The organism is Sulfitobacter sp. (genome assembly GCF_041552635.1).
GTDB lineage: Bacteria > Pseudomonadota > Alphaproteobacteria > Rhodobacterales > Rhodobacteraceae > Sulfitobacter.
The window spans coordinates 1-13,284 of sequence record NZ_JBFEKM010000119.1 but is presented as its reverse complement, the minus strand read 5'-3'; the positions used below and the strand labels follow the sequence as shown (position 1 = coordinate 13,284).

At 55.8% G+C, this 13,284-nt stretch carries 15 protein-coding genes; 12 read left to right on the top strand and 3 right to left on the bottom strand.

Translation table 11 applies throughout. The features are described 5' to 3' along the window. The coding region (locus ABYT07_RS14100) for a diguanylate cyclase domain-containing protein (RefSeq protein ID WP_372992635.1) at positions 1 to 1,206 on the top strand (1,206 nt) is incomplete at its 5' end. A 113-nt stretch (positions 1,207 to 1,319) separates the two neighbouring features. Continuing rightward, complete coding sequence (locus ABYT07_RS14095; protein WP_372992633.1) at positions 1,320 to 2,246, top strand: DMT family transporter; 927 nt, start codon at positions 1,320 to 1,322, stop codon at positions 2,244 to 2,246. Here ABYT07_RS14095 and ABYT07_RS14090 read toward each other — a convergent pair. Further along, positions 2,179 to 2,772, bottom strand: a complete 594-nt coding sequence (locus ABYT07_RS14090; RefSeq protein WP_372992631.1) for a thiamine pyrophosphokinase — start codon at positions 2,770 to 2,772, stop codon at positions 2,179 to 2,181. The genes ABYT07_RS14095 and ABYT07_RS14090 overlap by 68 nt on opposite strands. Before the next feature lie 236 nt (positions 2,773 to 3,008). Between ABYT07_RS14090 and ABYT07_RS14085 the strand changes: the two genes are divergently transcribed. Continuing rightward, positions 3,009 to 5,174 carry a hypothetical protein gene (locus ABYT07_RS14085; protein ID WP_372992629.1) on the top strand — a complete coding sequence of 722 codons (2,166 nt, stop codon included), beginning with the start codon at positions 3,009 to 3,011 and terminating at the stop codon, positions 5,172 to 5,174. Between the two features lie 40 nt (positions 5,175 to 5,214). On the opposite strand, the gene ABYT07_RS14080 is transcribed toward ABYT07_RS14085, so the two are convergent. Together ABYT07_RS14080 and ABYT07_RS14075 are read right to left on the bottom strand one after the other, a co-directional pair. Continuing rightward, positions 5,215 to 5,436 carry a DUF2842 domain-containing protein gene (locus tag ABYT07_RS14080; protein WP_372992627.1) on the bottom strand — a complete coding sequence of 74 codons (222 nt, stop codon included), beginning with the start codon at positions 5,434 to 5,436 and terminating at the stop codon, positions 5,215 to 5,217. A 66-nt stretch (positions 5,437 to 5,502) separates the two neighbouring features. Continuing rightward, positions 5,503 to 6,795 carry an adenylosuccinate synthase gene (locus ABYT07_RS14075; RefSeq protein ID WP_372992626.1) on the bottom strand — a complete coding sequence of 431 codons (1,293 nt, stop codon included), beginning with the start codon at positions 6,793 to 6,795 and terminating at the stop codon, positions 5,503 to 5,505. 186 nt (positions 6,796 to 6,981) lie between these two features. On the opposite strand from ABYT07_RS14075, the gene ABYT07_RS14070 reads away from it, so the two are divergent. From ABYT07_RS14070 to ABYT07_RS14030, 9 genes are all read left to right on the top strand, one after another. Beyond that, positions 6,982 to 7,377 (top strand): DUF6524 family protein, encoded by a 396-nt coding sequence (locus tag ABYT07_RS14070; protein WP_372992624.1) that lies wholly within the window; start codon positions 6,982 to 6,984, stop codon positions 7,375 to 7,377. Positions 7,378 to 7,537: 160 nt separating this feature from the next. Beyond that, entirely contained in the window at positions 7,538 to 7,897 is a 360-nt protein-coding gene (secG, locus tag ABYT07_RS14065) for a preprotein translocase subunit SecG (RefSeq protein WP_372992622.1), read from the top strand. 177 nt (positions 7,898 to 8,074) lie between these two features. Further along, on the top strand, positions 8,075 to 9,724 hold the full coding sequence (locus ABYT07_RS14060; RefSeq protein WP_372992619.1) for a CTP synthase: 1,650 nt from the start codon (positions 8,075 to 8,077) through the stop codon (positions 9,722 to 9,724). A gap of 21 nt (positions 9,725 to 9,745) precedes the next feature. After that, positions 9,746 to 10,528 (top strand): 23S rRNA (adenine(2030)-N(6))-methyltransferase RlmJ, encoded by a 783-nt coding sequence (rlmJ, locus tag ABYT07_RS14055; RefSeq protein ID WP_372992617.1) that lies wholly within the window; start codon positions 9,746 to 9,748, stop codon positions 10,526 to 10,528. Positions 10,529 to 10,538: 10 nt separating this feature from the next. Then, the gene (locus ABYT07_RS14050) at positions 10,539 to 10,832 is read left to right on the top strand and encodes a DUF1330 domain-containing protein (protein ID WP_372992615.1); all 294 of its coding nucleotides are present in this window, start codon (positions 10,539 to 10,541) and stop codon (positions 10,830 to 10,832) included. A 105-nt stretch (positions 10,833 to 10,937) separates the two neighbouring features. After that, positions 10,938 to 11,375, top strand: a complete 438-nt coding sequence (locus ABYT07_RS14045; RefSeq protein WP_372992612.1) for a TerB family tellurite resistance protein — start codon at positions 10,938 to 10,940, stop codon at positions 11,373 to 11,375. A 38-nt stretch (positions 11,376 to 11,413) separates the two neighbouring features. After that, positions 11,414 to 11,854, top strand: a complete 441-nt coding sequence (locus ABYT07_RS14040) for a TerB family tellurite resistance protein (protein ID WP_372992637.1) — start codon at positions 11,414 to 11,416, stop codon at positions 11,852 to 11,854. Between the two features lie 126 nt (positions 11,855 to 11,980). After that, the gene (locus ABYT07_RS14035) at positions 11,981 to 12,757 is read left to right on the top strand and encodes an ABC transporter ATP-binding protein (protein ID WP_372992610.1); all 777 of its coding nucleotides are present in this window, start codon (positions 11,981 to 11,983) and stop codon (positions 12,755 to 12,757) included. A 25-nt stretch (positions 12,758 to 12,782) separates the two neighbouring features. Then, the coding region (locus ABYT07_RS14030; protein WP_372992608.1) for a transporter substrate-binding domain-containing protein at positions 12,783 to 13,284 on the top strand (502 nt) is incomplete at its 3' end.

Genomic DNA, 13,284 nt, shown 5'->3' with positions numbered 1-13,284 from the left:
GGTCTGTCAAAGCAAGAACAGACAGCGCGCATCCCGATCCTTGCCATCGGCGAAAGCGACGATCTAAACGCGCGCAAGATGATGCTCTCGAATGGGGCACAGGATGTATTGGTGAAACCGGTGCCTGATCCACTTTTGCTAAGCCGGGTTCGCAGTCTGATCCGCGAGCATCATTCAGATGATGAATGGCATATGCGCGACGCGGCCAGCCGCACTTTTGGTATGGCTGAACAGCACGGCAGCTTTGCTGGTCCGGGTCATATCCAGGTGGTCAGCGATGACAGGGGCATGAACCACATCTGGGCCACCCAATTACGCCTTGCCCTGCGCGACAAGGTTACAAACTCAACCCTGCGCGACGCATTGCAATGCCTGAAGGGGGATGTGCTGCCGGATGTCTTTGTGCTGGTTCTGACGGACGATCAAAAGGCTGCGATGGAACAGCTGCATCTGATTTCGTCGATCCGGGCAAATGCTGGCACGCGCCATAGCGGGATTTTGGTACTTCAGACGGTTCCCAATGCAGAAGTCGGGGCAAACGCCCTTGATCTGGGGGCCGATGACCTGATGCTCAACGGCTTCGATCTTGAGGAGTTGGGGCTGCGGCTGGCCAGCATCCTCAACCGCAAGCGCAAAGCCGAAAGGCTGCGCCACTGTGTAAACAAGGGCCTTCGCGCAGCGATCTATGATCCCCTCACCGGCCTATACAACCGGCGCTACGCGTTTTCGGAACTTGCCCGGCTGATCGAGAGTGCCGGAAGATCCGGGCCTCATTTCGCCGTGATGCTGGCAGATATGGACCACTTCAAACGGATCAACGATGCCTTTGGCCATGCTGCGGGTGATTCCGTTCTTGTTGAAACCGCGCAACGGTTGCGATCACAGTTGCGGCCGATCGACATGGCTGCCCGGATCGGAGGAGAGGAATTCCTGCTTGTCGTCCCCGGCACAACAGCGCTTGAGGCAACGCAAGTGGCCGAACGCTTGTGCAAGACCTTCCGCGATACGCCCTTTGTGATTCCCGCAAGCAACACGGCTTTGACCATTACGATCAGTATCGGCGTGTGCATGTCAGATAGCCTAGCTCTCCCGCTGCCTGCGCAAGACGACAAGGCAGCGCAGCTGATAGATCAGGCAGATCAGGCGCTATACGCCGCGAAAAGCCGTGGCCGGAACTGCGTACGGTTGGTACGCCCTGCAGCATAACCACGCACGCCTCTTGAATGACGCGGGACAAACTCAAGAAATACTTTGCCATTAGGTGAGTATTCTGAATTAATGCAATTAAAGGTTGTCATACTTTTTCAGGATCCGATCAGATGCACGCAGATAAACCCCTGATTGGCATCGCTTTGATGCTCGGATTTTGTATCATCGCCCCGATCGGCGACGCCGTCGCAAAGCTGCTGGGCGCGTCTGTCCCTTTGGCCGAAGTTGTCTTTATCCGGTTTGGCGTTCAATTGGTTTTACTGCTGCCCTTGGTCTGGGCCGGGCGCAGACCTTGGCGGATGGACCGAACAACACTATTTTTGACCTTTTTGCGCACCATTCTTCATATCATCGGTATCGCCGCGATGTTTACAGCGCTGACATACCTGCCCCTCGCCGATGCCATCGCAATCGTATTCGTCATGCCTTTTTTCATGCTGGTTCTAGGCAAATACGTTCTTTCAGAAGAGGTCGGCAGCAAGCGTCTTTTGGCATGTCTGGTCGGGTTTCTGGGCACATTGATGGTGATTCAACCAAGCTTTACTCAAGTCGGCTGGCCAGCACTTTTGCCTGTTTTTGTCGCTGCAAATTTTTCGGTCTTCATGCTGGTTACCCGCAAAATCGCCAAACAAACGGACCCGATCAGCCTGCAAGCTGTCAGCGGTTTCATGGCGGTCGTGCTGATGGTACCCCTACTGTGGTTCGGACCCCGCTCCGGCATCGCGGCGCTGGATGTAATTGCCCCTGACAACATGCAGTGGTTCTTGTTGCTGTCGATCGGTTTGTTGGGCACCGTCGCGCATCTGCTGATGACCTGGTCTTTACGCTATGCGCCCTCGGCCACATTGGCACCGATGCAGTATCTCGAAATTCCTTTCGCCACGGTGTTGGGTTTGTTGATTTTTGGCGATCTTCCCAACTTTCTGGCCAGTTTAGGCATCGGCATTACCATCGTCGCCGGTTTGTTTGTCATTCTGCGCGAAGGGGCCATCCAACGGCGTCAGAGCGCAGCAACGATTGCACAACCGGCAGAATAAGCCGTCTGGGTAGGATCAGCAGGGCATTCGGGCTATCCATGCTCAGCGTCGCAGGGCCCCTTGCCAGATTTGAAGTGCCGATACGCCCGGTCGGGTCCAGCCGCAGCCCGTCAATTGGCCACTCAAGCCCGGTACTGCTGCCGTGCACGGGGGCCATCGGATAGATCGAAACGATCTCTCCTGCTTGGGTCGCCAAGGCCATTTCAGGGGGCGCGACCAGCACAATCTGCTCTGCCCCCAGCAGCACGCAAGGCCTGTGGGCAAATCTTACCAAAGTGCTGAATGCCGCCAGTTGATGGTCGATCCGCCCCCCCAAGAAACCGACACCAATGACCAAAGGTGCATCTATCAAGCATAATGCCTTGTCAAAATCGGTGGTTTCTTGTTCACTTACCTTGAATTGCCGGTCCGGGGGGATCTGCGATAGACTTGCTGCTGTTACTGAATCAAAATCACCGATCAGCGCTTCGATCGGCACTTGGGCGGCAAGGGCCAGCGCGGCACCGCCGTCTGCTGCGACGCACATAGGCGCGATCTTTAAGGCCTCTGAAAGGTCTTCGGTGCTAGCCTGACCACCACCGACAAGGGTGACTGGCCCGGAATTGAAAACAATACTTTTGTTTACTGATGTTTTTAGCATTTTTGGAAACCAGACACAAAGATGACATTAAATGATACGCTGCACGGCACAGATTCGAGCGCCTTTAGACTTGAAGGCCATGGTAAACAGTAAGCTGCAAAACGGCAGAGGACGACCATCCGATGATGAATAATAATAAAATTCTGACGGTCTCATACGGCACGTTCTCGTGTACGTTAGAAGGCTTCGACGACTCATTCGGCACAATGAAGGCGATTGCCGAGTATTTTCGCGATCTCGCATCCGAAGATCGGTATTTTGGTGCCGAACCGCCCCAGCCGGACGCTGAAATGCTTGCCCACATCGCCCAACGCGAGATTTCGCGGCGAGTTGAGGCCCGCGAACAGGATGGCAAGATCGTCCTGAGCGCCGTGGAGGAAAAGACCGCGCCGCCAATGGCCAGCCCTCAGATCACGTCTGTGGCGTCCGCAGGGGCTTCGGTGGTTTCGACATCCTTTGCACCGCGCCGGCCCAATGAGATTTCACAGTATTACGATGCCTATCGTATGAACGCTCTCAAGGGGCTCGAACCGGGTGCGCAAGAGGCCGTGCCAGAGGTTCAAGCGCCAAAGGCTCAAACGCCGGAGCAAGTGCAGCCGGATATCGCCGCAGCGCCAGAGCCAGTGTTAAAACCAGAGGCCGAGTTAAAAGAAGCCGAAAGCGCTAAAGCCCTCGAAGCGCAAGACGAAGACGTGGTGCAGCCACCCAAGGAAGCCAAAATTGATTTGACGCCGCCAACAGGCAAAATCACTTTGACCGAACGTGATCTTACTGCGGGCCAGCCAGACAGCGAAGCCGAAGCGTTTTTCGCTGAAAGCCCCACTGCCGACGCCGCCGTTGAGGAGGTCATGGACGAAGCGGATGCCCCAGATGTGGTTTTAGAGCCAAAGCGGGACAGCATTGCGGCAAAGCTTCAGCGCATTCGGTCAGTTGTGTCCCGTCAGGATGCCGATGCCGTCGCGCCTGACTATACCGAAGACGAACACGCAGAGGAAAGCGCGGCATCGGTAGAAACTGATGGAATGCCCCAATCTGGCGATAAGGCAGCCATCGTGGCGGACGCAGTACAAGACATCGAAGATGCACTAGGTCAGGACGATGCCACAGCAGCAAGCGTTGAGGATGATGAAGACGACATCACCGCTTTGCTCGGCCGCCTGGATGCCGATACGCAAGAGGAAGAAGCATCCGAACCCAGCATCGCTGCAGAGGATGACGGCATTGCTGATGACGATCAAACACCTGATAACATGTTCGAAGACAAGACCGCTGAACAGGTATCTGCCGCACCGCGCGGCCGGGTGATCAAAGTCAAGCGCAGCGATTTGGACCTCGCGATCGCAAAGGGCGATCTGGAAGAATATTCCGCTGAAGATGCCGCGAAAGATGGCTCATCAGATGCAACCGACGGTTTGGAAAATGATGTAGTTGCAAACGTGGAAGCTTCAGACGCATCACAAACACCCGAGCGTACAGGCCATGACGTTTCTTCTCTCACGGAAGAAGAAGAAGATGAACTGGCCCGCGAGTTGGCCGAAGTCGAGGCGGCACTGAATGATAGTGCCGAGGACGAGACACCAAAGGCTGCCGCACCCTCATTGCGCCGCAAGCTACCGTCGCTTGAGGCGGATCAAGGCTCGGATATGAACCGTTTGCTCGCAGAGACAGACAACCAGATGGATGATCCTGAGAGCACAACACGTCGTAGCGCTATCAGCCATCTGCGCGCTGCAGTTGCTGCGAAGAAGGCAGATGTTGCACTGGGTGCCCCGGACGAAAAAGACGATGACGATGTCTATCGGAATGATCTGGCCGAGGTGGTAAAACCACGCCGCCCGGTTAGCGGAACAGCCCGCCGGGAACGCCCTTCGGAGGGCGCTCCGGCACCATTGAAATTGGTCCCCGCACAGCGCATCGACGCAGATGCGCCTGCACAAGCTGCCCCCGTTCGCCCGCGCCGGGTTGCACAGGCTCCCATTCCGGTTGCAGTGCCCCCCATAGACGGAGGATTTGCAGAATTTGCTGCTGAAATGGGGGCAGTCAAACTGCCAGAGCTTCTCGAAGCGGCAGCGGCTTACATGTCCTTCGTGGAAGGACTGGATCAGTTCTCAAGACCTCAGCTGATGAATACAGTCCGGCAGGTCGAGCAGGAAGACTTCAGCCGCGAAGACGGACTGCGGTCTTTTGGCCAGCTTCTGCGTACCGGAAAAATCCACAAACTGAATGGTGGTCGCTTCAAGGCGTCCGAGGACATCGGATATCAACCTGACGCCCGCGCCGCCGGATAAAATTAAAAAGGCCCCTTAACCAGGGGCCTTTTTTTTGCACTTAGTTCTGGTCGTCGGGGTCTGCTTGGCCGATGCCCTTGAACAAAAATTTGAATGGTATCGCCCAAACGATTCCCAAGCCAACGTAAATCGCCAGTTCGACAAGCACCGAAGGTCTGTCAAACAACGCAATCAATACAACAGCCGCAACGATATAAACCGGCAAACCTACCAGCAAGAGAACCAGTGACCATCTGCGCCGCGCTTTGTAAGATAGTGCCATTTCGTCAGATCCTTGTTCATCTTTCACATCAGGGCAGATGGCCCTGAATCGCAATTTGTCAAACGATCAGTCTGCAAAAGGGTCGGTGACCAAGATCGTGTCTTCGCGCTCTGGCGACGTTGACAGCAAGGCCACCGGACAGCCGATCAGTTCTTCGACCCGTCGCACATATTTGATCGCATTTGCAGGCAGATCTGCCCAACTACGCGCCCCTTCAGTCGATTCGCTCCACCCCGGCAACTCCTCATAAACCGGCGTGCAGCGGGCCTGCTGATCCGCAGCCGTTGGCAAATATTCCAGCGCCTGACCGTCCAGTTCATAGCCGACACAAATCTTGAGCGTCTCAAACCCGTCAAGCACATCCAACTTGGTGAACGCGATGCCGTTCACGCCAGAGGTCGCGCAGGTCTGTCGTACGAGCACCGCGTCAAACCAGCCACACCGCCGTTTGCGACCCGTTACGGTCCCGAATTCGTGGCCCCGTACCCCCAAGCGCTCACCGTCGGCATCATTCAACTCGGCAGGGAAAGGCCCCTCACCAACGCGGGTGGTATAGGCCTTAACAATCCCCAGAACGAAATCGATCGATCCCGGACCGATCCCCGTGCCTGTCGCCGCTTGACCTGCGATGACATTGGATGATGTGACAAAAGGATAAGTACCAAAATCAATATCAAGCAGCGCACCTTGCGCGCCCTCAAACAAGATTCGCTTGCCTGCTTTGCGCTTCTCGTTGAGCACCTTCCAGACAGGTGCCGCATACTCCAGCACACTTGGTGCGATCTCGCGCAATGCCGCCAGCAGTGCATCCCGGTCGACCGGCTCAAGGCCAAGACCACGGCGCAGCGCATCATGGTGCACCAAAGCACGGTCTACGCGAAGCTCCAAAGTTGCGTCATCCGCCAAATCCGCGACCCGAACAGATCGACGGCCGACTTTATCTTCATAAGCTGGACCAATACCGCGACCAGTCGTCCCGATCTTAGCAACGCTTGTCTGCTCTTCGCGTGCGCGGTCCAACTCTCCATGGATCGGCAGGATAAGCGGCGTATTCTCTGCAATCATCAGCGTCTCAGGCGTGATCGTCACCCCCTGCCCGCGCAGCAAGGCAATCTCCTTCACCAAATGCCACGGGTCGAGCACCACCCCATTGCCGATCACCGACAATTTACCACCGCGTACAATCCCCGACGGCAAAAGGCTCAGTTTGAACACAGTTCCGTCGATGACCAGCGTGTGGCCTGCGTTGTGCCCACCTTGAAAACGCGCGATGACATCTGCGCGCTCGCTGAGCCAGTCGACAATCTTGCCTTTTCCCTCGTCGCCCCACTGAGCGCCTACGACAACAACATTGGCCATGATGATATTCCTTTAACGGTGCAAACCCGCGTCGGTATAGCCGCGTCAGACCGGAACCGAAACTGGAAAATAGAGCCAATGCTTCTCTGGCTCTTAAATATCCTCGCCGAAGGCGAAACTCTTGACTGCCCGCAATATACTTTTATGCCTTCGGCGAGGATATTTAAGAACCAGAGAAGAAACCACATGGGATTTATCATACGTTGGCTATGCGCATTTTTCCTGTTGGCGGCTACGTTCAATCCGACCGACTATAATTACTTAAAATGGATACAGGACTACGGTCATTTGAACCTGTCCATCACTGTGTTCTTTGGGCTTTTGCTCTTGATCGGGTACATCGTCTATCTGCGAGCGACACTGCGTTCCATCGGCGGATTGGGGATCGTACTTGTACTTGCGATCGTGGTGGCCAGTGTTTGGGTTTTATATGATCTGGAAATCATAAAACTAGACGACTCTCACTTCAATACATGGCTGGCCCTCTTTGCCCTAAGCTTTGTCTTGGGCGTCGGCCTAAGCTGGAGCATATTTCGCCGCGCCGTCACGGGTCAGACAGACATGGATGACGTCGAAGACTAACGTAATCCCAAGGGATGGCGGGCGGGGCGTCTTGGCGAAGTCCAAGCGCGCCGTCGCCATCTTATAGCAAACGCCGACACCATGCCCAATCCTCCCTTGCCCCCGAGGGCAAACTTGCCTAGATACCCCCAAAGTCAAAAGCCCAGAACCGTAGGTATGCATGGAAAACGTTGTCCTGATCGTCCATCTCATTTTAGCCCTTGGCCTTATTGCAGTCGTATTGCTGCAACGGTCCGAAGGGGGCGGCCTTGGTATGGGCGGCGGTGGCGGCGGGGCTGTCTCTGGCCGCGCTGCAGCAACAGCAATGGGCAAGATTACTTGGGTGTTGGCCGCGATGTTCATCGTCACATCTATTACCCTGACAATTATTGCGGCCGAAAAATCTGCCGGGTCTTCAGTTATTGACCGGCTTGGTGCGACACCACCCGCATTGAACCAAGCGCCTGCACTGCCCGAAGCGGACAGCCTGTTGCCGCCGTCGCCGACGGACAACACGCCACAGGTTCCCACCGCTGATTAATTCTGCCTCTACAACAACTTGAGGCTAGGCCAAGTTACGCAACAGGATGTTGCGGCTTGGCCTTGCTTTTGACATCCGAATCCTGCTAGCCTTTAGTCCCGTGGTGCTGCGGCTTTCTGCAGCTCATTTGGCTGGCTTTTGCCACATCAAATTTGAATTTCACGGGGGCCCTATCACATGGCACGCTATATCTTTATCACCGGCGGTGTGGTTTCAAGCCTTGGCAAAGGTCTTGCTTCTGCAGCCTTGGGAGCCTTGCTTCAAGCGCGCGGATTTTCTGTGAGGCTGCGTAAACTCGACCCCTACCTGAACGTTGATCCCGGCACGATGTCCCCGTTCGAACACGGTGAAGTCTTCGTTACCGATGACGGCGCGGAAACCGATCTGGATTTAGGCCATTATGAACGCTTTACCGGCGTCGCCGCGCGCAAGACGGATTCGATCAGTTCCGGCCGCGTATATTCCACCGTTCTCGAAAAAGAACGCCGTGGAGACTATTTGGGCAAAACCATTCAGGTAATCCCGCACGTTACCAATGAAATCAAAGACTTCCTCGCTATTGGCGAAGATGAAGTCGATTTTATGCTTTGCGAGATCGGCGGTACGGTCGGCGATATCGAAGGGTTGCCCTTTTTCGAAGCCATCCGGCAGTTCAGCCATGACAAGCCGCGCGGTCAGTGCATTTTCATGCATCTCACCTTGCTGCCCTATCTTGCAGCCAGCGGCGAGTTGAAAACCAAGCCGACGCAGCATTCGGTCAAGGAACTGCAAAGCATCGGCATCGCGCCTGATATTCTTGTTTGCCGGTCCGAACATCCGATTCCTGAAAAGGAACGCGAAAAGATTGCGCTTTTCTGTAACGTCCGAAAAGAAGCCGTCGTCGCAGCCTATGACCTCGCAACCATCTATGATGCGCCTTTGGCCTATCACGCCCAGGGGCTGGATCAGGCCGTTTTGGATGCCTTCCAAATCTCGCCTGCGCCCAAACCCGATCTGACCGTTTGGCGCGACGTGTCCGACCGCGTTCACAACCCCGAAGGCGAGGTCCGCGTCGCGATCGTTGGCAAGTACACCCAGCTTGAAGACGCGTATAAATCTATCGCCGAAGCTTTGACCCATGGCGGCATGGCCAATCGCGTCAAGGTCAAGGTCGAGTGGGTCGATGCCGAAGTCTTTGACAAATCCGATGACGTAGGGCCCCATCTGGAAGGTTTTCACGCAATCCTTGTGCCCGGCGGTTTTGGCGAACGCGGCACCGAAGGCAAGATCAAAGCCGCGCAATACGCGCGTGAACACAAGGTCCCCTACCTTGGCATCTGTCTGGGCATGCAAATGGCCGTCATCGAAGCGGCCCGCAATGTGGCCGGCCTGGCCACTGCCGGATCAGAAGAATTTGACCACGAATCCAGCGGCAAGAAACGTTTCGAACCCGTGGTTTACCACCTCAAGGAATGGGTGCAGGGCAATCACAAGGTTGAACGCAAACTTGACGACGACAAGGGCGGCACCATGCGGCTCGGTGCCTATGACGCCACCTTGAAAGAGGGCAGCCACGTCGCGAAAATCTATGGCACGACGGCAATTGATGAACGCCATCGCCACCGCTACGAGGTCGACACCGCGTACCGCGAGCAGCTTGAGAAATCAGGGCTTACCTTTTCAGGCATGTCCCCCGATGGCAAACTGCCCGAGATCATCGAATGGTCCGATCACCCGTGGTTCATTGGCGTGCAGTTCCACCCCGAGCTAAAATCCAAGCCCTTTGATCCGCACCCCTTGTTCAGAGATTTTGTCCGCGCGGCCAAGGAAATGTCCCGGCTCGTCTAACCCAAAAAAGGCGATCCTAACATGCTGAGCTATCAACATATTTACCATGCGGGAAATCTGGCTGACGTGCACAAGCATAGCCTTCTGTCGTGGATGTTGGCCTATCTGACGCGCAAGGACAAGCCGCTCAGCTATCTTGAGACCCACGCCGGACGGGCAATTTATGACCTGTCGGACACGCCAGCGCTCAAAACCGGCGAGGCCCTGCAAGGCATCGGTCGTGCGCGCAAATGGTTTGGCGCGGACCATCCCTACGGCAAGGTCTTAGACGCAATTACGCGCGAACATGGCGCAGACGCCTACCCCGGATCTCCGCTCCTTGCGGCCAAGCTGCTGCGCGAGACAGACAGCCTCCATTTGGCAGAACTGCACCCCGGTGAATTTGCAGCACTTGATCTGGCCATGTCGCCCTACCCCGTCAAATGTCATTACCGTGACGGGTTCGAGATGGCTTTTGCCCTGACGCCCCCCACCCCGCGGCGCGGTTTGATGCTGATTGACCCGAGCTTCGAGATCAAGACCGATTACGTCGACATCCCCCGTCACATTGGCAAGCTTGCCAAGGCGTGGAACGTCGGAATCATTGCGCTGTGGTATCCGATCCTGACCTCGAAACTACATCAGCCGATGCTTAGCGCCTTGATGGGCGCGCACCCCGATGCCCTGCGTCACGAGGTTGCTTTTGCCCCCGCACGGCCAGGCCACGGCATGATCGGGTCCGGCCTGTTCGTGATAAATCCGCCCTTTGGATTGAAAGAAGAAGCCGCTAAACTCGCCGCTAAATTCAGATCGCTGCCCAAATAAGGAAATGCCGATGCCCAAAGGTTACTGGATCGCAAATGTCGATGTGCATGATGCCGCTGTCTATGACAAATACCGTGCCGCCAATGCGAAACCTTTTGCGGATTTCGGCGCAAAATTTCTGGTACGTGGGGCTACGCCTGATGTACGCGAAGGCACCTCGCGGCCCCGGATTGTCGTGATTGAATTTCCCAGCCTTGCGGATGCGGTGGCTTGCTATGAGAGCGATGGCTATCAGGCTGCTAAAGACATTCGTGCCACAGTGTCGGACGGAACGCTGGTGATCATCGAAGGCTATGAGCCCTGAAAACCGCGTGTTTTATGCATCAATCTGTATGAGTTTCACGATATTGGGAACAGCCCAAGGCGGCCGTTTGTTAGGCTAGTGAGTTAAAAAGGATGTATTGTTTTTATGTTTAGCCTGTTGTTTCCCCGCCGAAAACCCGATCCCAAGCCCTTGCCACAGCCCACGCCACAATTGGCTTTGGGTGCGTTGCTGGTGCGTGTGGCCTTGGCCGATCTTACCTATCGGGCCGAAGAAGTCGGGCAGATCGACCGGATATTGGCCCGCACCTTTGACCTGAAACCGATCGAAGCCGCAAAGCTGCGCGCAACCTGCGAGGCGCTCGAACGCCATGCGCCCGGCACGCCCGAATTTGCGAGACTTTTGCGCCAAGAGGTCGATTATGCAGACCGCAAAGCGTTGGGCGATGCGATGTGGTCCGTGGCGCTGGCCGATGGTGACCGCGGGGAACGCAAGGAAATTCAGCTTCTTGCGATTGAAACGGCACTTGGCCTGTCCGACGAAGATATGGCCGCAGCGCGGGAAAACGCGCTCAAGACATTGTAAGCTTGGCCTTTTTCGACAGCCGCACTATATCCACCCACATGTTCGCAGATTTCCTCATACGGCTGATCCAGCCCGAGCCCGCCCAATTGCCTGACGCCGACGCGCGTCTGGCGCTGACTGCTCTTTTGGTGCGTATTGCCAAGTCTGACAATGACTATGCCCCCGCCGAGAAGACGCGTATCGACCAGATTACCGCCAAACGCTATGGCTTGGCTGTGCAGGCCGCCCAGACCCTGCGCGCCGACGCCGAAGAGCTTGAGACCCAGGCCCCCGACACCGTGCGCTTTACCCGCGCCATAAAAGACGCGGTGCCCTACGAAGCGCGTCTGGGTGTGATCGAAGCGCTATGGGACGTCGTTTTGGCCGATGGCACGCGCGCAGACGAAGAAAATGCACTGCTGCGGCTGGTCGCGAATCTACTGGGGGTGACCGATACCGATAGCGCGATGGCGCGCAAACGGATTGAAGGCCAAGGTTAATTAGTCGCCACCTTTGACGGTTTACGAAAGGTAAAGCAGGGCAAAACCGGACGAAATCAGAATTTGCATTGCAAATTGATACGTTAATCATCTTAAGGTACGGTATATTCTCAACAAGGCGGCCCTGTGACTGACAACACACCTGTAATTGAAATCCGGAACCTGCACAAAGCCTATGGCGCTTTGGAGGTTCTCAAGGGCGTGTCGCTGAACGCACCGCGTGGCCATGTCATTTCGCTGATCGGGTCGTCAGGATCAGGAAAATCAACACTTTTGCGCTGTTGCAACCTGCTTGAGGACAGCCAAAAAGGTGAATTGCTGTTCAACGGAGAAGCGGTGTCATGGAAAGGCAGCGGCCACAACCGCCGCCCCGCCGATGCAAAACAGGTTCTGCGCATCCGCACCAACCTGTCGATGGTGTTTCAACAATTTAATCTTTGGGCTCATATGACCATCCTTCAAAACGTGATGGAGGCCCCTGTAACCGTCCTGCGACGTGATCGCGCCGAGGTCGAAAAATCGGCCCGCGCCTATCTGGACAAGGTTGGCATCGGCGATAAATGTGACGTCTATCCGGCGCAGCTGTCCGGCGGTCAACAACAGCGCGCCGCCATCGCGCGCGCCTTGTGCATGGAACCCGAAGCCTTGCTGTTTGACGAACCCACCTCGGCGCTGGACCCCGAGCTGGAACAAGAAGTGATCAAAGTGATCAAGGATCTGGCCACCGAAGGCCGCACCATGATGATTGTGACCCATGACATGAATTTGGCCGCCGATGTGTCAGACCATGTCGTGTTCCTGCATCAAGGCCTGATCGAAGAACAAGGGGCACCTGAACAGCTGTTCGGCGCACCCAAATCAGAACGTTTGCGTGGATTCCTATCACCGGGTCACGCGTCGTAAAAAAGAAAGTTGGGAGACTTCAAAAATGAAAAAACTACTACTTGCGACCGCCGCTCTTGCGCTGAGCACCGGTTTTGCGATGGCAGATGCCCACGGCAAAACCATCCGTATGGGTACCGAAGGGGCCTACCCCCCCTATAACTTCCTGAATGATGCTGGCGAAGTTGACGGGTTTGAACGCGAAGTCGGCGACGAGCTGTGCGCCCGCGCCGAGCTGACCTGCGAATGGGTCACAAACGAATGGGACAGCATCATCCCCAACCTGACATCGGGTAACTATGACACGATCATAGCCGGGATGAGCATCACCGACGAGCGCGAAGAAGTCATTGATTTCACGCAGAACTACTTCCCGCCGGCCGCATCTGCATATGCAGCTAAATCTGCTGACGCCGATCTGAAAGGTGGCATTGTTGCTGCACAAACCAGCACAATCCAAGCTGGATATGTTGCCGAATCCGGTGCGACATTGCTGGAATTCGCAACCTATGACGAAACCATCGCAGCCGTGAACAATGGCGAAGCCG